The 20,983-nt window shown below is 52.1% G+C and carries 18 protein-coding genes and 3 pseudogenes; 8 read left to right on the top strand and 13 right to left on the bottom strand.

Going from position 1 to position 20,983, the window contains the following annotated elements; all coding sequences use genetic code 11:
• From H7A81_RS16320 to H7A81_RS16275, 10 genes and pseudogenes are all read right to left on the bottom strand, one after another.
• Positions 1 to 215 (bottom strand): annotated as a pseudogene (locus H7A81_RS16320) (hypothetical protein); the annotation flags it as partial.
• Between the two features lie 220 nt (positions 216 to 435).
• The gene (locus tag H7A81_RS16315; RefSeq protein ID WP_182058057.1) at positions 436 to 1,722 is read right to left on the bottom strand and encodes an MmgE/PrpD family protein; all 1,287 of its coding nucleotides are present in this window, start codon (positions 1,720 to 1,722) and stop codon (positions 436 to 438) included.
• A complete protein-coding gene (locus tag H7A81_RS16310) occupies positions 1,719 to 2,642 on the bottom strand; it encodes a serine hydrolase (RefSeq protein WP_182058056.1) in 924 nt (307 codons plus the stop codon). Before H7A81_RS16310 ends, H7A81_RS16315 begins: the two co-directional genes overlap by 4 nt.
• Positions 2,643 to 2,677: 35 nt before the next feature.
• Entirely contained in the window at positions 2,678 to 3,442 is a 765-nt protein-coding gene (locus H7A81_RS16305; RefSeq protein WP_160867601.1) for an ABC transporter ATP-binding protein, read from the bottom strand.
• Positions 3,439 to 4,302, bottom strand: coding sequence for an ABC transporter ATP-binding protein (locus H7A81_RS16300; RefSeq protein WP_182058055.1), 864 nt, complete (start codon positions 4,300 to 4,302; stop codon positions 3,439 to 3,441). Before H7A81_RS16300 ends, H7A81_RS16305 begins: the two co-directional genes overlap by 4 nt.
• Positions 4,295 to 5,230 (bottom strand): ABC transporter permease, encoded by a 936-nt coding sequence (locus H7A81_RS16295; protein WP_058962159.1) that lies wholly within the window; start codon positions 5,228 to 5,230, stop codon positions 4,295 to 4,297. Before H7A81_RS16295 ends, H7A81_RS16300 begins: the two co-directional genes overlap by 8 nt.
• Positions 5,227 to 6,297 (bottom strand): ABC transporter permease, encoded by a 1,071-nt coding sequence (locus tag H7A81_RS16290; RefSeq protein WP_182058054.1) that lies wholly within the window; start codon positions 6,295 to 6,297, stop codon positions 5,227 to 5,229. Before H7A81_RS16290 ends, H7A81_RS16295 begins: the two co-directional genes overlap by 4 nt.
• A gap of 12 nt (positions 6,298 to 6,309) precedes the next feature.
• The gene (locus H7A81_RS16285) at positions 6,310 to 7,902 is read right to left on the bottom strand and encodes an ABC transporter substrate-binding protein (protein ID WP_166934693.1); all 1,593 of its coding nucleotides are present in this window, start codon (positions 7,900 to 7,902) and stop codon (positions 6,310 to 6,312) included.
• Between the two features lie 17 nt (positions 7,903 to 7,919).
• Positions 7,920 to 9,347 carry a M20 family metallopeptidase gene (locus H7A81_RS16280; protein ID WP_182058053.1) on the bottom strand — a complete coding sequence of 476 codons (1,428 nt, stop codon included), beginning with the start codon at positions 9,345 to 9,347 and terminating at the stop codon, positions 7,920 to 7,922.
• A gap of 121 nt (positions 9,348 to 9,468) precedes the next feature.
• Entirely contained in the window at positions 9,469 to 10,383 is a 915-nt protein-coding gene (locus H7A81_RS16275; protein ID WP_182058058.1) for a LysR family transcriptional regulator, read from the bottom strand.
• A gap of 259 nt (positions 10,384 to 10,642) precedes the next feature.
• Here H7A81_RS16275 and H7A81_RS16270 point away from each other — a divergent pair, with 259 nt between their 5' ends.
• Positions 10,643 to 11,215 (top strand): flavin reductase family protein, encoded by a 573-nt coding sequence (locus tag H7A81_RS16270; protein ID WP_182058052.1) that lies wholly within the window; start codon positions 10,643 to 10,645, stop codon positions 11,213 to 11,215.
• Between the two features lie 11 nt (positions 11,216 to 11,226).
• On the opposite strand, the gene H7A81_RS16265 is transcribed toward H7A81_RS16270, so the two are convergent.
• Positions 11,227 to 11,673: a DUF4174 domain-containing protein gene (locus H7A81_RS16265; RefSeq protein ID WP_182058051.1), complete on the bottom strand. Its 447-nt coding sequence runs from the start codon at positions 11,671 to 11,673 to the stop codon at positions 11,227 to 11,229.
• 307 nt (positions 11,674 to 11,980) lie between these two features.
• Between H7A81_RS16265 and vapB the strand changes: the two genes are divergently transcribed.
• Positions 11,981 to 12,211 carry a type II toxin-antitoxin system VapB family antitoxin gene (vapB, locus tag H7A81_RS16260; protein WP_182058050.1) on the top strand — a complete coding sequence of 77 codons (231 nt, stop codon included), beginning with the start codon at positions 11,981 to 11,983 and terminating at the stop codon, positions 12,209 to 12,211.
• Positions 12,208 to 12,624 (top strand): type II toxin-antitoxin system VapC family toxin, encoded by a 417-nt coding sequence (locus H7A81_RS16255; protein WP_045832538.1) that lies wholly within the window; start codon positions 12,208 to 12,210, stop codon positions 12,622 to 12,624. Before vapB ends, H7A81_RS16255 begins: the two co-directional genes overlap by 4 nt.
• Positions 12,625 to 12,648: 24 nt before the next feature.
• Here the strand turns inward: H7A81_RS16255 and H7A81_RS16250 are convergent.
• A pseudogene (locus tag H7A81_RS16250) lies at positions 12,649 to 12,927 on the bottom strand (helix-turn-helix domain-containing protein); the annotation flags it as partial.
• A 392-nt stretch (positions 12,928 to 13,319) separates the two neighbouring features.
• Between H7A81_RS16250 and H7A81_RS16245 the strand changes: the two are divergent.
• Positions 13,320 to 14,804: a sensor domain-containing diguanylate cyclase gene (locus H7A81_RS16245; protein WP_182058049.1), complete on the top strand. Its 1,485-nt coding sequence runs from the start codon at positions 13,320 to 13,322 to the stop codon at positions 14,802 to 14,804.
• Between the two features lie 19 nt (positions 14,805 to 14,823).
• Here H7A81_RS16245 and H7A81_RS16240 read toward each other — a convergent pair whose 3' ends face one another.
• On the bottom strand, positions 14,824 to 16,218 hold the full coding sequence (locus H7A81_RS16240) for a Xaa-Pro peptidase family protein (RefSeq protein WP_166934432.1): 1,395 nt from the start codon (positions 16,216 to 16,218) through the stop codon (positions 14,824 to 14,826).
• 293 nt (positions 16,219 to 16,511) lie between these two features.
• On the opposite strand from H7A81_RS16240, the gene H7A81_RS16235 reads away from it, so the two are divergent.
• The 4 genes and pseudogenes from H7A81_RS16235 (at position 16,512) to H7A81_RS16220 (ending at position 20,940) form a co-directional block, all read left to right on the top strand.
• Positions 16,512 to 17,504, top strand: coding sequence for a sugar phosphate isomerase/epimerase (locus H7A81_RS16235; protein ID WP_097117921.1), 993 nt, complete (start codon positions 16,512 to 16,514; stop codon positions 17,502 to 17,504).
• 424 nt (positions 17,505 to 17,928) lie between these two features.
• Positions 17,929 to 18,576 (top strand): hypothetical protein, encoded by a 648-nt coding sequence (locus H7A81_RS16230; protein WP_034830125.1) that lies wholly within the window; start codon positions 17,929 to 17,931, stop codon positions 18,574 to 18,576.
• A gap of 377 nt (positions 18,577 to 18,953) precedes the next feature.
• Positions 18,954 to 19,877, top strand: a pseudogene (locus H7A81_RS16225) (substrate-binding domain-containing protein).
• A gap of 235 nt (positions 19,878 to 20,112) precedes the next feature.
• Entirely contained in the window at positions 20,113 to 20,940 is an 828-nt protein-coding gene (locus H7A81_RS16220; protein WP_182058048.1) for a creatininase family protein, read from the top strand.
• Positions 20,941 to 20,983: the final 43 nt, after the last annotated feature.

Below are 20,983 nucleotides of genomic sequence, written 5' to 3'. Positions count from 1 at the left end.
AACAGTATGCGGCACAATACCAGTAGCCCGATCGCCTGCCAGAACCCAATCGCCTTCACGCCGATGATGGCAGGCAGCACGGCATTCCACAACGACATCACCAGCAGCCCAAGTGCCGCGATGATCACCACGCCGAGCAACAGCGGTTTCATCATGCGATGACCACCAAAATGGTGGTCACGGCGGTGTTGTCTGCGCATATCGAAATCTCTCATTGTTGTTATTCCTCATTACAGTAGCCGATATTGGCTCGTACTGAGGTAGACGAATGAGCGATGTGAATATTGCCAAAGAAGTGAAAATATTTTCCGAGCTTATAAATTTAGCGGTGATTCGGTGTTGTTCTACCGATCCGATTCACCGCTGCTCCCGAAGCGTATTCTCCTGCGATGAACGGGATCCATCCAACGATGGCTGCTACCCATACTGTCAGGGTTAAACCATAAGCTGACGTATAAACGTTAAATCAGCTTGCTGCGCTAATTCCTTTAGGCGCTGATAAAGCGATTCTGCCTGGGGTAGCGCTGCACAACAATCTAAGAACTTTGCCTGGCGATCGTCGGTGCTGAAAGGTTCGTCTAACGCACCACGCGCCCGCAATCTGGCGTGGACAATTTCCTGACCATTCCTGAAACGCAAAGTGAGGATATGCGGCAAGTTTCTGTCTTCAGCCTCCTGTTCCGCTGTCCAGGGCGCGAGGGTAATCATCGCCAACAATTGTGCATCTGCCTGTTGTTTTACGCTGGCGGCGGTAAAGTCCTGCACGCTCAACGTGCCATTCCTGAGCATCATGGCAACGCAATATTGCATCGAGAAGCGCGCTTGCATTTCATCCTGCGGCTGATGGTAGGCAAGATTGCGCCAGTTGGCGATCCCCACCTGGCAGTGCACGCTTTCAATGTCGTCAATCTTCAATGTTTGCTGTTGCTGGATATCGGCAATCGCATCGAGAATGCGGTGGGTAGACCCGCAGCACGGATATTTTTTCGGCATCACACCGATTTGTTCAATGACATGCTGCTCAGCGCCGGGCAGCGACGGTTGGCTTAACAGACCGGCATAGAGTTCCGCAAAACCCTGTGCGCACTCAAGAATATCCAGACGACCTTGCATGCCGGTTTGCGCCAGCGTCGCGGCTTCAACGGCATTGCGCGCCGCCATTCCGGCATGAAACGGTTTCAGAGGCGTGCCAAACTGGCCTTTGACCCCACTGGCCAGACTTACCGCAATGCTCAACGTACGGGCAATCCCTGCTGCATCCTGGCCGAGCAGGGCAGCAACACCTGCCGCGCTGCCAATGCAACCCACGGTGGATGTACCATGCCAGCCAGCAGTGTAGTGCTGATAGCCGATGGCTTCGCCTATATAGGCTTGTGCCTGCAGACCAATTAAATAAGCGTGTATCAACGATGCGCCGTCGCTGTTTTGCGCCACGGCCAGCAGTGCCGGTACCAAAACGGCCGATGCATGACTCATGCCCGGTGCAAAGTTGTCGTCAAAGTCGATAGCGTGAGCGGCCGTGGCGTTGAACAACGCATCGAGCGCCTGGCTACGGGGTATCTGAGGCCATGCCTGCTGCACCGCCTGGGTAGAAAAGTCGCTACGGCCAGCGACCATGCAACCCAGGGTATCAATGATGGCGTCAATCGCCAGTTCACGAGCACGAAGAGTAAAGGGCGGTGGATTGGCACACCACTGTGCCAGAGATTCGATGAGCGTCATGATGATGTCTCCCTGTCCAATACGGTGAGCAGCCTGTGCAACAACGAGCCAATCTGGAAACGATTCACCTCTTGCCCCGGTGTGCGGGTGTCAACACGATGCACGATCACCCTATTCTGTTGCGGCATCACCAGGCAGAAGTGACCGCCTGCACCACGCGCTGAGTAACTGCCCGCTGGCAGGATCACCTCGGGCCAGGCCACGCCATCGCGCGTGACCCACCACATATAGCCGTAGCCCCCGCGATCGCCCGCATGCGAAACAGGCAAGGTGCTGGTGCGAACCCACTGTTGCGGGATGATTTGTCGATCGCCCCAGCGCCCCTGCTGCAGAAAGAGCTGGCCGAATCGCAGCAGGTCGCGACTTGAGAGCGTAAAGGGATAGGCAGGGTGATCAGAAAATTCTCCGGGTTCCAGCCAACTGTCCTGATCAACACGATAATCCTGCATCCCCAGCGGGTCGGCAATGCGCTGCGCAAACGCCTGGTTGATCTCCTCTCCCGTGAGCTGACGGTAGGCACTGCCCAGCACATTAAAATCCCAGTTGCTATAGCACCAGTTCTCGCCTGGCGCATGCAGGTGGCGCGGGGGTTTAATACGCTGCATCCAGACGGTTTCATAGTTCGCCGGATGATAAATGCCAGAACGGGCGGTCAACAGATCGTATAGCGTGGCCTGTTTCTCGCTGACGCTCAGTCCTTCACGGTCATCGATTCCCAGCGTCTGCAAGGTTAAGGAGAGATCAAAACGGCCTTCTGCCACTGCGCAGCCGATCAGCGCACTAAGAAAGCTTTTGCGCATCGAGTGGCAGGGGTAACGCTGGGCAGCATCGCCGTAACTGAACAGGATTTCATCACCCTGCGCCACCAGCAGCACGGCAGTGGCCTGGCCTTCAAGTTGTTGCTGAAGTGATTCAAACATGGCAAAGCCTCATCGTTTTAGTGTGGATCAGAGGTTCACGCCTCACTCGCCGCCAGAAACTCGCGGGTATAGATTTCCCGTGCTCCGCCCTGACGCACGCTATCCGCACTGAGTTCTTCCAGCAATTTGCCGTGATGCATGATGCCGATGCGACGGCAAAGGTGTGTCACGACCGCCAAATCATGCGTCACCATTAAATAAGTGAGGCTGCGCTGCCGTTGCATGCTGCTGAGTAAATTGAGGATTTCAGCCTGAACTGAGACGTCCAGTGCTGAGGTCGGCTCATCCAGTAACAGCACGGAAGGTTCCAGAATGAGGGCCCGCGCGATGGCCACACGCTGACGTTGACCACCAGAAAGTTGATGGGGATAACGATAACGGTAGGCATCGGAAAGTCCGACCGCATGCAGCACATCGCTGATGCGCGCTTCATGGTGGTCCATAGCATGCAGCTTCAGCGGTTCACGCAGACTGGCCCACACCATTTTTCTCGGATGGAGCGAGGCGTAAGGGTCCTGAAACACCATCTGCACCTGGCGATAAAAGGCTTTATCTCGCTGCGGCTGCTGTTCACGATTATTGAACAGAATATGGCCCTGATAATCGTGATTCAGGCCAGCCAGCGCGCGCAAAATGGTGGATTTTCCACAACCCGATTCACCAATCAGGCCGTAACACTCTCCTTGTGCCAGCGTCAGGCTAACGTTATCAACCACCTGTCGCCGATGTGCTCCCTGACCGAATGCAATACTGACATCCACCATTTCAATGCTGCGTTGTGCGGTTGGAATGGGATTCATAATGCGACTCCATCACGAAAACAGGGTCCGGTGAGCCAGCTGGCATCTCGGGTCGGCACACGCAGCGTATCAAGGGGATGATGCAGACGTGGCTGACTGGCAAGTAATGCCTGCGTGTAAGGATGCTGCGCCTGTTCCAGACGTTCGGCACGAATCTCTTCGACAATACGCCCGGCGTACATCACCAGCACGCGATCGCAGAAACGAGAGACCAGATTAAGGTCATGACTGATAAACAGCAGGCCGGTTTGACGCCGCCCCAGCTGTTCATTCAGGATGCTCAGCACCTGCTGGCGCACCGTCACGTCCAGTGCGGAGGTGGGTTCGTCGGCGATGATCAAATCCGGCTCGGGGATTAGCATCATCGCGATCATCACGCGCTGGCCCATACCGCCAGAAATCTCGTGGGGATAGAGGCGTGCCACTTTCGCCACGTCGCGAATATGCACCGATTCCAGCATCGTTAGCGCGCGATGTCTGGCTTCGCTTTTACTCACCCGGCGATGCAACCTGAAGGCTTCCGCCACCTGATCGCCAATGCGCATTAGCGGATTAAGCGAGAAGCGGGGATCCTGCAGGATCATTGAAATACGATTTCCGCGAATCTGGCGCATCTGTTTTTCACTGCTGTTGAGCAGATCTATATCACCGAACTGCATCTGATCGGCGGTGACGCGACCGATTTTGGGCGTCAGCTGAAGCAATGCACGGCAGGTCTGCGATTTTCCCGAACCGGATTCACCGACAATCGCCACTTTCTCACGTCCAACATGAAAAGAAACGTCACGTACCGCGCGGTGCTCCCCGTGCGCGCTGCGAAATACGATATTGAGGTTTTTCACCTGAAGCAGATTATTCATGGCGGATATCCATTACGTCGCGCAGGCCATCACCCAACAGGTTGAAGGCGAGACTGGTGAACAATATTGCTAATCCAGGGATGGCAGCGATCCAGCCATTGTTCAGCATGAATTCGCGGCCGGAAGCCAGCATTGCGCCCCATTCCGGACTAGGCGCTTGAGCGCCAAGCCCCAGGAAACCCAGTCCAGCGGCGGTAAGGATAATCGCCGCCATGTTAAGGGTGACGCGCACGATGACAGAAGGCAGGCACATAGGGATGATATGTCGCACGATGATGTGCCAGGCGGATGCCCCTTGTAAGCGTACCGCGGCGATGTAATCCATCTTACGGATGGCCAGAGTTTCGGCGCGCGCAAGGCGGGCAATCGGCGGCCAGGCGGAGAGAGAAATCGCGATGATCGCATTCTCGATGCCTGGCCCCAATGCCGCGACAAACGCCAGCGCCAGAATCAAACTGGGGAAGGCAAGGAAGATATCCACCAGACGCATGAGCAGCGTATCGACCCAACCGCCGAGATAACCTGCACTGGTGCCGACCAGTAAGCCAATCGGTGTGATGATCAGCGCGGTTAAGCCTGCGATATATAGTGTGATGCGCGCGCCATACAGCAGACGGCTGTAAATATCTCGTCCCAATTCGTCGGTGCCCAGCCAGTGCTCAGCAGAAAACGGTTGCAGGCGGAAGGCGAGGTTTTGGGCATAGATATCGTGAGTGGCTAACCAGGGCGCGAACACCGCCGCGCCAGCAATCATCAACAGCACCAGCAAACCAAAGAGCGCCGAGTGGTTAGCGCAAAAGCGTTGCCACTGAATCCATAACAGCTGCATGTGCGCCTGAAACGGTGACTGTGGCGCAGGATCGCGCAGCCAGGCGCGTAAGTGACGCGAAGGATTCACGCGCATCGATTTGTTGACGGAATCGGTCATGCTTCCTCCTGACGCGTGCGCGGATCGAACAGACGATAAAGCAGGTCGCACAGCAGATTGATGCCGACAAAAATCGCGCCAATTAGCAATGTGCAGCCGACGACCGCATTCATATCGCCCGCCAGCAGTGCGTTGGTCAGATAGCGACCAAAACCGGGCCAGGCAAATACGGTTTCGGTGAGTACCGCGCCTTCCAGCAGCCAGGCCCAGGAAAGGGCCACCACTGTCAGCGTGGGCACGGCGATATTGCGCAGAGCATGCACCCAAACACATCGCGCCCACGACAAACCTTTCACGCGAGCGGTAATGATGTATTCCTGCGACAGTTGTTCCAGCATGAAGCTACGTGTCATACGGCTGATGTAAGCCAGCGCGCTCAAGCCAAGAATCGACGCGGGCAAAATGATGTGACCAAACACGTTGCGGAACATTTCCCAGTTTCCGCTCAGCGCGCTGTCGATCAGCCAGAATCCCGTCACCGGATGTAAATCGAACTCGTAGATAAAATCGATGCGTCCTGGTCCGCCAATCCAGCCGAGCGTGGCGTAAAACAGCAGCAATCCCATCAGACCCAGCCAGAAGTGCGGGGTGGAATAGCTGAGTAGCCCCACGAAGCGGATCAGATGATCGAACCAGGTGTTGCGGTACATTGCCGCCAGCACGCCCGCCGGAATACCGAAACCGACGCCGATAATGGCCGCCACGGTGGCCAGTTCCAGCGTAGCGGGGAAGACGCGCGCGATATCCTGCGCCACCGGATGGCTGGTGGTCAGAGCGATACCAAAATCGAGGTGCAGCAGTTGCCAGACGTAGTCGGCAAATTGGTGCCACAACGGTTGATCCAGCCCCAACTGATGAAACATCTTGTCGTAGGCTTCCTGACTGGCGTTATCGCCGATGATCGCGACCACCGGGTCGATAGGCAGTAAGCGACCAATAAAGAAGGTCAGGGCAGCTAACCCCAGTAGCGTGCAAACAATCGAGATAAGCCCACGAGCAAGGCGTCTTATCAGACGCCAGCCAGCGGAAGGGGGGTTGTGTGCAACGGGTATCATGACCTGTGACATCTGCCACCTCCGTTATTTACTTGCGGCACCATACCAAACGCGAAAACCGTTCCAGGTCCAGTTTTTCACCGTTGGGCTAATTCCCGCGGTGTTGTACATCTGGAACATGATCGCCATAGGTCCTTTTTGCATCTGCTCTTTCTGCAGATCGCCATAGAGTGCAGCGCGTTTGGTGTCATCCGGTTCTAACAGTGCGGTTTCTACTTTCTGATTCATCTGCGGATCGTAATAAGCGGCACGCCAGCTTGGATATTGCGTGGCACGCGCTTCTTTACGATTGTCAGGGTTATAAACCAGACGCGAGGCATTGCCGTAGGCATCGGGCACCGAGGTTTGCCACGCCATCATTGCGCTCTGGAATTCCCGGCCACGTACCCGGCTGAACAACTGCGCGTTAGCCATGCGTTCCAGATTGAGTTTCACGCCGATTTTGGCGGCATTCTGCTGTACGCTTTGCGCGATTGGCGCCGAATGCGGCAGGGTGCCAAACAACACCGCCGTACTGAAACCATTGGGATAACCGGCTTCCGTCAGCAACTGTTTGGCTTTATCCAGATCGAGATGGAAAGGCTGACCTTGTTTGGCATCCAGCGCACCAAATGCCCCTTGTTGAACAAAACTGGCGCGCGGCACGCCGAGATAAGGCATGACGCTCTTCGCTAACCCGTCGTAATCGATCAGATAGCGCATGGCGAGACGGACTTTTTCGTTTTTGAAAATGGGGTCTTCATTATTGAAGGTCCAGAAAAACAGCTGTGGCTTCAACACTTTTTCCACTTTCACTTTGCCGCCCTGATCCAGCGTTTTCAGATCGTCAGCTGAGAGATCGCGAGCGATATCCACATCGCCCTGCGTCACCAGCAGACGCTGAGTGCCGGTTTCAGCCACATGACGAATCAGAATGCGCTTCAGTACCGGCGCTTTTCCCCAGTAGTTCGGGGTAGCCTGGAGCACCACACCTTCACCGGCATTCCAGCGCACCAGTTGATAAGGCCCAACACAGGCGGTATGAGTGGAAAGGTATTTGTGCCCCAGATCGCCATCCACTGCCTGTTTTTCGACTTCTTTGCGGTTAAGCAGGGAAGAGACGTTATTGGCGGCAATCGCCTGGAGCACCAGATTAGTGGGGTAAGCTTTATCGAAACTCATCACCAGCGTTTTGTCATCGGGCGCGCTAATGCGTGAGTCGACGTTATCTTTATCAAAGCCATACTCCTTGATAGCGGCTGCATTGCCGTAGCCCAGCTTCACTACGCGCTGCATCGACCACGCCAGGTCGCTGGCGGTTGCGGCTGAGCCATCGGCAAATTTCAGGTTGTCCTGTAAATGAAAGGTGATGGTCTTGCGATCGGCAGAGACATCCCAACTTTTGGCCAATGCAGGATCGAGTTGCGTTTCATCACTGACACGAAAATCAACCAGTGTGTCACAGGTGTTTGAATAGATTTCACTGGTGACCACTTCACCAATCTGCGCCGGATCCCAGGTACTGATGGCATCAATGTTCCACGCCATCACTAAAGAATCGGCGGGCGTTGCGGCCTGTGCCGAAGCGCAGCAGGTCGCTGCCAGCGTCAATGCGGCAGTTAACATCTTGTTTTTCATCTATCTCTCCTGAGGCGTTACAGAGTATCCGGGCGCGGCTGAATGGGTGGTTTCACCTCAGCTGGAATAGGGCAGTGATAGGGTTTTTCACTGACCTGCTCGAAATGGGCTTTCTTCATCTGGGCCATCAGTATTTTGTCGGTCAGCACGTCCACCGCCGTCGCGGCCATGACTTTCGCGACATGGCCCAGCGCTTTGTGTGCGGCCGGCATTTTGCCTTGCGCGGTCAGTTGCCATGAGTGACCAGGGGTTCCAATAGCCATGGTGGGTACGTGCGCCTGCACGGTCGGGATCACCCAACTGACATCACCGACATCGGTCGAGCCAATCATGACCTCTCCGTGGGTATCGAGCGGAATGATGTAATCGCTGAGGGGTTTAGGATCGGCGGGTTTCACACCGGTTTTGCGGTAGCAGTTATCAATCTCTTCCGCTGTTAGCGTGGCCTGAATTTCAGCTGCAAAGGCGAGGTCAGCCTGGTCAAATGGCACCGGACCAAGCGCTTCCAGATTCCGCTGCATCGCTTCTTCTAACGGACGATTGCCAAGCAGGTTGGATACCGCGCTCATGATGCTGATATCCACTTCGGTATCGGTCATGATGGCGGCACCCTGAGCCACGCGCTTGACCCGCTCATTCAGTTCAAACATCGCGTGGACATCGCGCGAGCGAATGGCATAGCGCACGGTAGATTTTGCCTGTACCACATTGGGAGCCACACCACCGGCATCGAGGAAGGCGTAATGGATGCGGGAATCTTGCGGCACGTGTTCGCGCAGGAACTGTACGCCAACGTTCATCAATTCGGCGGCATCCAGCGCACTGCGCCCAAGATGTGGAGAAGCCGCAGCGTGGGATGAGCGGCCACGGAAAGCGAAATCCATGCGGGTGTTAGCGAGAGAAAGCGGTTTTGCCACTTCATGATGCGCGCTTGGATGCCAGGTGATGGCGACATCGACGCCATCGAATGCGCCAGCACGCGCCATAAAGGATTTGGCCGCACCGCCTTCTTCTGCCGGACAGCCATAATAGCGAACGCGGCCCGGTGTGCCGCTCTCTTCAAGCCAGGACTTCAACGCAGTAGCCGCCAGCATGGCAGCCGATCCCAGCAAGTTATGCCCGCAGCCATGACCATGGCCGTTGCCCGGCAGTGGAGAATAACGCGCTACGCCCGCTTCCTGACTCAACCCTGGCAAGGCATCATATTCTCCGAGGAAAGCGATGATGGGACCGCCTTCACCGGCTTCACCCATCACCGCCGTGGGGATGTCGGCCACGTTTTCTGTGACGCGGAATCCTTGCTGTTTCAGCATCGCGGTGTGTTCAGCTACCGAACGATACTCGGTATAGCAAATTTCCGGCATGCCCCAGACGCGATCGCTCAGTTCACAAAATACCCCTTGATATTCTTCTACCCACTTCCAGACTAACGCTTTGTTTTCCATGATAGTCCCCAGCTTGGTTGGTCAGGTTTTCGTCTCTCTGAAGCCCCAGCATGGAGTAAATCATCAGCGTAAGGCCAATGAGCAATTCACACTCCCCATTCCAAAACGGCATAGTTTTATGTCAAGCCGCATTAGCCGTCTCGCTGGCACATGCTCGCAGCCACAGTTGTTCAGCCTGAGGATTTTGCAAAATCGGTTGACGATAGAGGCGAATCGCCAGCGACATATCCCAGCTGCTGTCATCGGCGCGCACTAAACTGCCGCTGGCCAGTTCTTCATGCACCAGACTCAGAGGCAACCACGCCACGCCGCCACCGGCCAGGACCATGGCTTTGAGATTCACCGACATACCATTTTCATATACCGCTTCAAGAGGAAGCGGGCGTTTGCTGAGCATTTGCGCCAGCGCATGAGCAAAGAAGGTATGTTGTCCATAGCTCAACCACGGAATCGGACCGCCATCCGCGCGCACCGGATAGAGTGGCTTGCCACTGCTATCCGGGCGACACACGGCAATGGCACGCTCACCGCCCAGTTGCACCATGGGATACGCCGCCAGCTGATGTATTAGCGACACCGCATCGTGCGCATAAGTCAGTAGAAAATCGGTTTCACCGCTGTGTAAGGTGGAGATGTGCTCAGCGAAAGTCGGTTTTTGATTACACAGGCGGATATAGCTGAGATTGGGCTGCAGATTTAATCGCTGTATCCAGTCAGGAAAGAACGTCAGAGAAAGGGTATTAAGCATCGCAAAACGTAATACCGCAGTGCGCGAACTGTAGCGCTGATGCAGATCATTGCGCAGATGCGACATGGAAAATACCGTTTCGCTGGCGGTGGCGAGGAAAGTTTGTCCCTCTGGCGTGAGCGTAACCGGATAGGTTTTACGATCGAATAACGGCACACCCAGCCACTCTTCCAGCTGCCGGATGCGCCGACTGAGCGCCGATTGCGTGATATGCCGTTCGTCGGCGGCGCGGGTAAAACTATAACAGCGTGCAACACTGAGAAAATCTTCAAACCATTTCAATTCCATAGCAAAGACCTCTTTGGATGAATGGGAAAGCAACGTCAGCGGTGGGAAACCTTTTGTTACACGCAAGAAACGCGCCAGGCTTAATTACAGCGGTACAGGCACTGGCACAGCCATGACGCCATCATAAACGCTTAAGATGGAGCAACCACTGCACTCGCGGGGTGCAGTGGATTTGCCCTGATGATGGCTGGAGATTGGTAAAGTCGAATTGACCAGGCGACAATAAAGGCCTTTAAAATTTAAGCGATGAAATGAATCTATGAATGCCCATATTGAATCTGTTGAGCTGGAAAAAGCCTATCGCCTGATCAACCATGGCCCAACAACACTGGTTTCCTCCCACCATGACGGGATTGACAATGTGATGTCTGCATCCTGGGTATGTGGATTAGAGTTCAAACCGGCGAAATTGACGGTTGTGCTGGATAAATCCACCTTCACGCGTAAGTTGATTGAGCAAAGCCTGAAATTCGTTATACATGTCCCAACCGTCAGCCAGGCGCAGATGGTTCATTATCTCGGTACGCATTCCCGCGCTGAGCAGTCAGATAAGCTAGCCACAGCTGGCGTCGAGTTCTTCCAGTTACCGGAAAGTCATCTTCCTTTGGTGGCTGGCTGTGCGGCCTGGTTGTACTGCGAGTTGATACCTATCGAACAAAATCAGATCGACCACGATTTGTTCATCGGTGAAATCAAGGGTGCCTGGGCGGATAGCCGGGTGTTTAAAGAAGGGCGCTGGTTATTCGAGGACGCACCAGACGAGATGCGCAGTTTGCATTACATCGCCGGGAAACGGTTTTATAAAACGGGTTCACTGCTGGATGTCGAGTGAACCCGTCCAATTCATTCATTGAGTTTGGCCTGGCGCATGGGCATTTTATCAATGGTTGAGAGCAACACCTCTGTATTCAGAGGTGTTGTTTCGCGTAGTTTCATTCCACCATCTTTTCCAACCAGAACCACTTCAAATCCTTTCGGATCGAGTTGCTTACGCAAAGTGCCATTGGCTGTGGGTGAAGTATCACTGAACACAATGATATCCCGATCGGCCAGTTCTGCTTTCTGCTTCTCCAGCATCGCCATTTGAGCGACATAGGCAGGATCTGTTTTAGATGGGGCAAAGATCACCAGAGGACGATTGTGCCAGCGATATTGAGTGAGGTCTGAGACCTTCGGCGATAAAGGTTGGAACAGGGGCTCTTCAGCCGCACGAACGTTGTTAAGGCTCATTATTGAACAAAGGGTCAACAGCAGCAGTGGCGTCTTCAGCAGTGGATTCGTCTTCGACATGATGGTTTCCCCGGCAGGTTAAAGAACGTGTACTACCAAGGTTAGCGGAACCGCGCGCGTGCGTAGGTTACTTCACGTTTCTTTACCCACAGAGGGAAAAATGAAAACAAGAAATGTCTTTCGTGTTGCTAATGTCACCCGGAACTTAAGGCTTCGTATGTCACATTCTGATGTTTTTCTGAAGAAGAGAACAGGGCATATACATATGTCAAAGCTGGGCATATACTAGACATATGCTGGGTGATAAAGCTCAAAACATAAAGCCGGTGACGGCACCGTGCCGGAAGTCCGTTCAGGAGGATTGATCATGCGAACTGTTTCTGTATTTAAAAATGGCAATAACCGCGCCATTCGTTTGCCACGCGATATGGATTTTGAAGGGGTGAGTGAGTTGGAGATTGTCCGGGAAGGTGACAGCATCATACTGCGTCCCGTACGGCCGACCTGGAGCTCATTTATGCAGCTTGAGAAAGCGGACCCGGATTTTATGATGGATCGCGGGGATGTTGTCAGTGATGAGGGAAGATTTGATCTGTGAACAAAACCTACATGCTGGATACTTGTATATGCTCGTTCATTATGCGCGAGCAACCAGAGGACGTGATCAGACGGCTTGAACAAGCGGTGCTGCGCAACCATCGCATTGTAGTTTCGGCTATTACTTACGCAGAAATGCGCTTTGGTGCTATTGGAAAGAAAGCCTCGCCGCGTCATGGTCAACTGGTTGACGAATTCTGCGCCCGACTTGATGCGATTGTGCCCTGGGATCGGGCGGCGGTGGACGCCACCGCTGTAATTAAGGCCACCCTAAGCGCAGCCGGAACACCGATAGGCCCAAATGACACGGCGATTGCCGGCCATGCCATTGCGGCCGGCGTTATCTTGGTGACAAATAATACCAGGGAATTTGCGAGGGTACCGGGTTTGGTGCTGGAAGACTGGGTGAAGTAAGCCGCTTATCAATCTCGGAAAGTACCTGAAGCATTTCTGCGGTAATTTGTGGGCAAAACCCACGTAATTTTCACGTAGCAGCGTCAGTATGCGGTGGCGCAGACTCTCATCGATGCGATGTGTGCCGGGCTTTCCACGCCGTGCATCGGTAAGACCGGCTGCACCAGACTCGCGGTAGCGGTTCATCAGCCGCTGAACCTGACGCTCGGTAAGATCCAGCTGAGAGGCCGCATCACGGCGACGCAGACGTTTTTCTATAACAGCCTGAATGACGGGAAGACGGTGAAGTTCTTTGTTCGACATGGTCACCAGCATCAGCAGAGATCTCCCAGAAAGGTGGCATACGCGCCGCATCTGGGTGACATTATGAACTAGCTAAAAAGTGACATTATCAAATTGGACCCTCAATCAAAGTGCGCATAATCATGATTATGTTAAATTGGATGTTTTGATGCACACCACACATCATGCTGGGCTTTCTGATGCTCACTTCCTTACGGCGCCAATTCTCGCTCATCAGATTTATTCCACAAATGCATAAAATTTTCTTTACTCAGCTTATGACAGTTACATGAATCCTGTAATATCCCTATCCACTCTGCCCACCTTTTCAGCATGCACAAAGAGTATCAATGCGTAAAAGTGTCCTCTCAGATAGCACCCCTCGTCTGCTAAAGACTTCTCTTGGAAGAAGTATGGCCGTATTTCTTCTTTCCATCAGTTTACTGGTGATGGCTATTAATGCCTGGTCTCTTTGGCACTCCTGGCAGCAACACCTGACAGAAAAAGAAGAGGATGCACGCAATCTCTCGCTCTCATTAGCCAAACAAGCTGAAGATGCCTTTTTACAGGTTGATATTACCCTCGCGGATGCTGTGCGCCAGTTACGTCAAAACGGCAACAGCTTTGCTGCAACACCGCAGTTCCTGCATCAAATCAAGGACCAGCAAAGCAAGCTCCCTCAGCTGCACGGACTGTTTGTTTACGATACCGAGGGACATTGGGTGGCTTCATCTGGCAACTTCACGCCGACCAATGCCAGTAACGCCGATCGCGATTACTTTGTCTGGCATCGGACGCATCCCAGTCTGGATATCCATATCAGCCATGTCATCCGCAGTCGCTCCACCGGTGATCTGGTGATACCTGTTTCGGTTCGTCTCAATGATAATGCGGGGAATTTTGCTGGTGTCGCCCTTGCGACGGTCAAAGTGGATTATTTCCGGCAGTACTACAGCTACTACACGCTTGGCGATAAAGATGCGTTGGGATTGATCCTGGCGGATGCCACTGCCCTTTATATTCGCCCTTTTCCTGACTCTTATATTGGCCGGACCCTTTCCGGCAGCCCGCTGTTTCAAACCGAGCTTAAATCGGCGTCGAGCGGCAGCGCGACCTGGCGTTCGACTCTTGACGGTGTAGAACGTGTATTTGGTTACGCTCGACTGGAGCGTTATCCACTGATCGTGACGGCAGGATATGACCGCGATCGGATTCGCATGGAGTGGATGGCGGCTAATTTGACCAATGTCTTGCTCAACATCGTGCTGTTAATAACCATTACCGGCATGGGCGTCTTTGTATTGCGCCAGGTGGGTACCAATGTGCGCAATCAAATTGAGCTGACCCATGTTCGTGATGAACTGACCACCATCAACCATACGCTGCAATCCCTGGCGTTGGTCGATGGTTTGACCGGGCTGGCGAATCGCCGTCAGTTCGATGCTCTGCTGGAGCAAGCCCTGCTTCGTTCAGAAAAGCACGCTGAGCCGCTCTCGCTGGTGATGATCGATATCGATTATTTCAAACGCTATAACGACACCTACGGGCATGTTGCGGGTGATGAGTGCTTGCAGGATGTCGGCCTGGCGCTAAAGGATAGCGTGCATTATCAAGGCGATATCGTGGCACGTTATGGCGGTGAAGAGTTTGCGATCATTCTGCCCAGCACCTCAGCGTTTGATGCAAAAAAAGTGGCGGAGCGCGCGGTCAGATTTGTTGCAGAAACCGGCATTGCACATGAAAGCTCAGATGTTCCAGCTGGCGTAGTGACCATCAGCGCTGGCTACAGCACGCTGACGTCAACCGGTAAAACCGGCGAAGCAGACCAGCTGAAACAGGACGCCGACAAAGCCCTTTATCTGGCAAAACGCAGCGGGCGTAATCAAATTAAGCCCTGATGTTCGCTATCAGTGCGCTCTATTTCTTCACGCTGAGAGACAGGTGTTTAGCGAGCAAAAACGGCCTTAAATAGCCAACAGCATTGGATAGCGGCAATACATCGGCATTGAGTTTAATGCCGATTTCATCGCGCAGGTAATCACGTCGACATGTCATTCGCTGCCAAAGTTTCGGATACGCTTCAGCGATCTTAGCCTGAAGTGATGAATCGGCCAACGCAACACACTCTTCTGCGCTGACACCGTTATAGCCCGGTACCGATGGAATGATATCGAGCTGCAATATCATGCCACTTCTCAACAGTTCGCCGGAATTTGGGTAAACCGGCGATGACATCCACTCTTCATCAGCAACCAGATGGCCAGGATTGAGATGCCAGCCATATCGGGTTTTGGGCAGTACATCTTCGATCACGTCATAAAGCTCACCGCCAGACATACCCACGCGGATATTTTCTAGCCAGGCTACCTGTGCAGAGAAGTAGGGTTTAGCGATTCTGTCTAACCAATCTTTCTGAGCGTCAGGCAGTTCAGCAGGACTGGCGATAACGAAAGCAGCTCTGCTGGACAAGCCACCTTTAAATCCTGTGGTCAGCGACAACGGATCGCCGTGCTGCACCCTTTTGTATGTTGGATAAAGGTTAGCATGATCGAAGCGGACGCCGGTGGCAGCGATGGAGACCACCGTATTGTATTGGCCTTCCGCCGTCAGAAGCGCGCCCAAATCAATTTCCCGCACTCCTACTTCCACCGCGTCCATCGCATTAAGAATACAGTTAGATGCCAGATTGGCCCCATACTCATAATGCGCGATTTCATTGGCGTTGTTGGTCACTCTTGCCCCCCCAGCGCCGCTAATAAATAAGTGCGCTGCATTTAGCAGTTCAGCCTCTTTTTTCAACGTGCGTTGCAACGCATCAACAATAAAATAAGGTACATCGAAATAGGCAGAACCATTGCCTGCGGCTGGGGTGAACATTTTCCATCCCACCAGGCCTACTTTACTTTTGTTACTCAAGCCAGCAGATGCCAGAAGGTTTTCAAGCGGTGTTTCATGATCCATTGGCTGGTTAGGCAGCGAAAACAACGGGCAGTGAAGCAACGTGACAGGTACGCGTGAAAAGCGAGCCAGTTTGAGATTCTCATTCCCGAGAATAGCGGTACATTCTCCACTGGCATCAACGATCAACAGCCCCTCTTCAAAACGTGGGATGAACCCTGTTAAGTATTCAAAATTCCCGCCGTGTTCTTTGTCTGCATAAATGACCAGCGCATCAAAACCGCCGTCGACCATCCTTTGCATAACCTTATTTTTTCGCTCCAGCATAGTCTTGTCGGAGAGGAAAACGGGTTCAACCTGGGTAAATTTTATCGGTGCTTTAGTCGGGCCAAGCTGAATTGGGGGAGACATCATGATGAATGACCTCAGGTTAACGTGTTTAAGGCTGGAGTGGCGGAAACTGATTGCCGCAGAATTAAGCAAGGTAGCACCTGTTGATTTTAATTGTGCACGGATAATGTCTTTCCCGATTCCTTTCTCACTTCAGACACACAAATTTTGTGTGAGGCCACCCTCAATTTCTTCACTCAATGCTGGTTAAGCAAGAAGCTCAAGGCGCAGAATGGAATATATAACCGTTAGTGAATATATATTCAACACAACATTGTAGCGTCTCGGATTACCCTAATCCCTAAGGAGAATGTCTTATGAGTGGTTACACCTACCCGAAATTTGGTGCCGGTTTGTGGCATTTTGCTAACTACATAGACCGTTATGCCGTCGACGGATACGGTCCGGCGCTCAGCACGCTAGACCAGATCAAACTGGCTGGCAGTGTTGAAGACTTATCGTATGTTGATGTGCCCTATCCCTTTACTGAAGGTGTTACCGTTGCTCAGGTTAAAGAAGCCTTAGACCAGGCTGGGCTGAAAGCGATTGGCGTGACGCCTGAAATCTATCTGCGCCGCTTTTCTCGCGGTGCCTTTACTAATCCTGATCCCGCACTGCGCAAACAGGCCTTCGACCTGATGCATGAAGCGGCCACAGTCGTGCGGGAATTGGGTGCCAATTATGTGAAAATCTGGCCGGGACAAGATGGATGGGATTATCCCTTCCAGGTTGATCATAAAAATCTTTGGAAACTGGCGGTTGATGGCATGCGCGAACTGGCGAGTGCCAATCCTGATGTCAAATTTGCCATCGAGTATAAACCGCGTGAACCACGCGTTAAAATGACCTGGGATTCCGCTGCACGCACCTTACTGGGGATTGAAGATATCGGCCTCGATAACGTCGGCGTGTTGCTGGACTTTGGCCACGCACTATTTGCCGGTGAATCACCAGCGGACTCAGCCCAGCTGATAATTGACCGCGGCAGGCTGTTCGGTATGGACGTGAATGACAACCTACGTGGCTGGGATGACGATCTCGTTGTCGGCACAGTGCACATGACAGAAATTTTTGAGTTCTTCTATGTGCTCAAAATCAATAATTGGGATGGCGTATGGCAGCTAGACCAATTCCCCTTCCGTGAAGACCATGTTGAAGCCGCCAATCTGTCGATTCGATTCCTGAAGCATATTTACCGTGCCCTGGATAAGCTGGATATTGCCGCATTGCAAGCGGCGCAAAGTGAACAAAATCCACTCAAAGCCCAGAAAATCATTCAAAATGCGCTGTTAAGCAGTATTGAAGACTAGCCATGTAGTGCCCGGCACTTTTTTGCCGGGCAACCCTATAACCTCCGCTCGCCACCACCAAAATCAATAAACCCTGCTAATATGTAAACCCACTAAAATGTAGGGCTTCATCACATTTATCTCGCGAATCAGTCCAATTCTTCGTTTAAGCCATATCCAACTAGCAAAACACATAAGTGGATCTAAATTTTCATCTCAAAGTAATTCCATTGTTCATTTTTGTTTATTATATTAGCGATACTTTAACGTGGATAGGTTGAGGTATACCGTGTATTTATCAAGGAAATCAGTTATTAGCAGTGCGATATCTGATGGCGTACTTAATAAGAGAACGCATAGAATCTGCAAAATACTTAATGATATTGATGACAGGATCAGCATTGCACCTGCCACCGGTTTTATAGAGTTTCTCAAAGGAATGGAAATGACCAACGGCGAGTATCGCCGCACTGGCATAGTTAAAGACAGCCGCTCTATTTTCCTCTACAACGAAGGTCTGCTTAATCCTAACAGCACCCTATTCCTCGCGAGAAAAGAACAAGATATTTTGGGCACCATCAGCGTGATAGGCCGCCATGAAAACAACATCCCCTGCGCCACGTTGTTTCGTGAAGAACTTGACGCGTTGCGCCTGGAACAACGCAAAGTGGTTGAGTTAGGCACCCTCTCAGTAAAACACCAATCAGATAGCGACAATTTGGTGTTTATGCTTTATCTCAAGATCATGATTTACACTATATTTGTTGAAAAAGTGGATGATATATTCATTCAGGTTAAGGCAAATGTGGCCTCATTTTATGTGCGTAATTTCTTGTTCAAAAAGGTAGGGAAGAACAAGCTGCATCCGGATTACAGCAATCTTGAAGCCTCCCTACTACGTGTGGACGTGAAAAGCATTCGCGAAAAAATCTATGAGCAGAAGTGTTATGGCTCAAGGGGTTGGCTGCGCATCCTGAACGAACTTGGGTTGTTGAAGCAATATCGGGTTATCTCTCACCAATGCCGGCAGTGCTCTCGATTCACGCCAGATAAACGCGATGCTGAAGTTTATCAATACCTTTGTAATCTTTAACTGCCCCCCGATGACAGATCTTTAGATGCGCGCGATAAACTGCTGTTTAGCTTCAATCGACGCAGTGGCTTACTGATGCGCATCTTTCAGAGATTCTATTGGATGTTGTAACTTAAGCCCGTAATAAACAAACAGATCATTGCCAGGAAAATTTACACCCGGTAGCATTTCTATTCTCTTTTTAGGATGCTTCGCCCAAATTTTGTGATCCAGATGAAGGAATCAATTTTTAGCGCGTTGACTAATTTCTAACCTCATCTGAAAGTAATGTTAAGCGCTCAGGGTCACAGCGAAAATATACACAGCACTGTGTGTTGACACGCAATTTATTGCACCCGGGTGCACAAATGCCCTATCCACCTTACAGAGATTCAAACATGAATATAATCAAAGCAATAATAATCGCCTGTGGTTTACTCAGTGTGTTTGTCGTGCAAGCCAAAACGTATATGGTGGGCGTTGCTCTGGCTAATCTGGATCTTAACTTTGTTTCAATCCTTCGCAGTCAAATGGAAACGCAGTTGAAAGAGAAAGGATTGAATAGCCAGTTTGCCGATGCCAAAGGCGATGTTTCACTGCAAATCCAGCAGGTTGATGATTTTATTAATCAGGGTGCCGACGCGATTATCGTGAACCCGGTAGACACGCAAGGTGTTATGCCTGTGATTGCGGCTGCAAAGAAAGCCAACATCCCTCTGATTTTTGTCAACCGTAAACCTGAAGTGCCCCTGAGCGGTAAGATGGCTTACGTTGGCTCCGACTCTGCTTTGAGTGGAAAAATGGAGATTGAAGCGCTGGCAAAACGCATGAACAACCAGGGGAACATCGCCATCCTGATGGGTTCACTCTCTACCGAGGAAGCTCGCCAACGCACTAAAGCCGTTGAAGATTATGTCAGCGCCCATCCAGGTCTTAAAGTCATTCAAAAGCAGACCGCTAACTGGCAACGCAATGAAGCCGTCGATAAAACCCTCTCCTGACTACAGGATGGCAATTCGATCAACGCCATTGTTGCTAACAATGATGAGATGGCAATTGGTGCGATTATGGCACTGGATCAGTTGAAGAAGAGCGATGTGTTAGTGGCTGGCATTGATGGCACACCGGATGGTTTGCAATTCATCAAGAATGGCAAAATGGCGGTGACCATTTTCCAGGATGCGAAAGGCCAGGCCATTGGCGCAGTTAATGTGGCAAGCGATATGCTGACCGGCAAGAAAACCGAAGCCTATAACTGGGTGCCCTATCAGACCGTCACAAAGGAAAATTACCAAGCGTTTACAGATAAGAATCAAAAATGAGACGGAAGGCGGCCCGCAGGGCCGCCGGGAATGACCTTCGCTTCCACAGGCAGACTTTATCCTGCTTCAGGGGCCTGATAATGACAGCAGCAAAGCAAAAACGTGTGCCGCTTTCAGTGAAATTTTGAAGAGCACCTTGTCAGGAAGGATGACTTAAAGGCAACGATCAGTACGAATTTTGTTGCTTCCATTGCAGTGGCAACCCGCTATGTTGAGCTAAAAAATGGAGGTTAACATGGTAAAACCGTCTTCGCCCTGGTGGTGGGATCTTTCCACTCGGGAATTTAGTGAACTCGATATGGCAAACATAGTGGCTGTCTTACCGATTGGAGCCGTTGAGCAGCATGGTCCACATCTGCCGGTACGCGTGGATGCCGCCATTAATGCGGGCATTATTCAACGCGCCGTTGAACTCATGCCCGACGGCCTGCCAATGTTGGTGTTACCCGCCCTGCCGATTGGCAAATCAGACGAACACCTGGCTTATCCTGGTACGCTTTCACTGCCGTATGAAGTGCTGGGCAAAGTGTGGTTTGAAGTAGCAAAAAGCGCCTGGCGGGCGGGCATTCGCAAAATCATTTTCTGGAATTCCCACGGCGGCCAACCGCAATTAATGGAGATTGTTTGCCGTCAACTGCGCATCGAACTGGGGATGTTTGCCGTTGGGGCCAGCTGGTTCCGGACAATTGATGCATCAGACCTGTATAGCGAAAAAGAGATGCAGCACGGCATTCACGGTGGAGAATCAGAGACCAGTATGATGCTGCATCTGCATCCCGAATTGGTGCAGATGGCATATGCTGATGATTTCGTCTCAACCTCAGTGGCGTTGGAGGCCAGTGGCGGGATACTCACCCCTGAAGGCGGCATAGGATTCGGCTGGATGGCACAAGACCTTCATCTCTCAGGCACCACAGGCAATGCAGCCGCTGCAGATGCGGAACGGGGTCAGATTGCCACCGACCGTGCAGCACAAGCCTTAATCACCTTGGTTCGTGAGGTGCAAGCATTTAACCTGGACTTCCTCAAAGGTGAAACTGCCTTCCGATCAAAGAAGGTTTAAGCAGACGTTGAGGGCAACCAGACGGATGCCCTCAACGCTAACG

Origin of the sequence: Pantoea sp. ME81 (genome assembly GCF_903970985.1) — a bacterium.
Classification (GTDB): Bacteria; Pseudomonadota; Gammaproteobacteria; order Enterobacterales; family Enterobacteriaceae; genus Pantoea; species Pantoea communis.
The sequence above is the reverse complement of the archived record's forward strand: the minus strand, read 5'-3'. Positions and strand labels throughout refer to the sequence as shown.

What these genes read in the sequence shown, in the direction of transcription:
- H7A81_RS16280 (WP_182058053.1), bottom strand. Translation starts at nt 9,347, where the DNA reads ATGGAAAACAAAGCGTTAGTCTGGAAGTGGGTAGAAGAATATCAAGGG.
- H7A81_RS16315 (WP_182058057.1), bottom strand. Translation starts at nt 1,722, where the DNA reads ATGACGCTCATCGAATCTCTGGCACAGTGGTGTGCCAATCCACCGCCC.
- H7A81_RS16305 (WP_160867601.1), bottom strand. Translation starts at nt 3,442, where the DNA reads ATGAATCCCATTCCAACCGCACAACGCAGCATTGAAATGGTGGATGTC.
- H7A81_RS16220 (WP_182058048.1), top strand. Translation starts at nt 20,113, where the DNA reads ATGGTAAAACCGTCTTCGCCCTGGTGGTGGGATCTTTCCACTCGGGAA.
- H7A81_RS16245 (WP_182058049.1), top strand. Translation starts at nt 13,320, where the DNA reads ATGGCCGTATTTCTTCTTTCCATCAGTTTACTGGTGATGGCTATTAAT.
- H7A81_RS16230 (WP_034830125.1), top strand. Translation starts at nt 17,929, where the DNA reads ATGACCAACGGCGAGTATCGCCGCACTGGCATAGTTAAAGACAGCCGC.
- H7A81_RS16310 (WP_182058056.1), bottom strand. Translation starts at nt 2,642, where the DNA reads ATGTTTGAATCACTTCAGCAACAACTTGAAGGCCAGGCCACTGCCGTG.
- H7A81_RS16295 (WP_058962159.1), bottom strand. Translation starts at nt 5,230, where the DNA reads ATGACCGATTCCGTCAACAAATCGATGCGCGTGAATCCTTCGCGTCAC.
- H7A81_RS16285 (WP_166934693.1), bottom strand. Translation starts at nt 7,902, where the DNA reads ATGAAAAACAAGATGTTAACTGCCGCATTGACGCTGGCAGCGACCTGC.
- H7A81_RS16235 (WP_097117921.1), top strand. Translation starts at nt 16,512, where the DNA reads ATGAGTGGTTACACCTACCCGAAATTTGGTGCCGGTTTGTGGCATTTT.
- H7A81_RS16290 (WP_182058054.1), bottom strand. Translation starts at nt 6,297, where the DNA reads ATGTCACAGGTCATGATACCCGTTGCACACAACCCCCCTTCCGCTGGC.
- vapB (WP_182058050.1), top strand. Translation starts at nt 11,981, where the DNA reads ATGCGAACTGTTTCTGTATTTAAAAATGGCAATAACCGCGCCATTCGT.
- H7A81_RS16270 (WP_182058052.1), top strand. Translation starts at nt 10,643, where the DNA reads ATGAATGCCCATATTGAATCTGTTGAGCTGGAAAAAGCCTATCGCCTG.
- H7A81_RS16275 (WP_182058058.1), bottom strand. Translation starts at nt 10,383, where the DNA reads ATGGAATTGAAATGGTTTGAAGATTTTCTCAGTGTTGCACGCTGTTAT.
- H7A81_RS16240 (WP_166934432.1), bottom strand. Translation starts at nt 16,218, where the DNA reads ATGATGTCTCCCCCAATTCAGCTTGGCCCGACTAAAGCACCGATAAAA.
- H7A81_RS16300 (WP_182058055.1), bottom strand. Translation starts at nt 4,302, where the DNA reads ATGAATAATCTGCTTCAGGTGAAAAACCTCAATATCGTATTTCGCAGC.
- H7A81_RS16265 (WP_182058051.1), bottom strand. Translation starts at nt 11,673, where the DNA reads ATGTCGAAGACGAATCCACTGCTGAAGACGCCACTGCTGCTGTTGACC.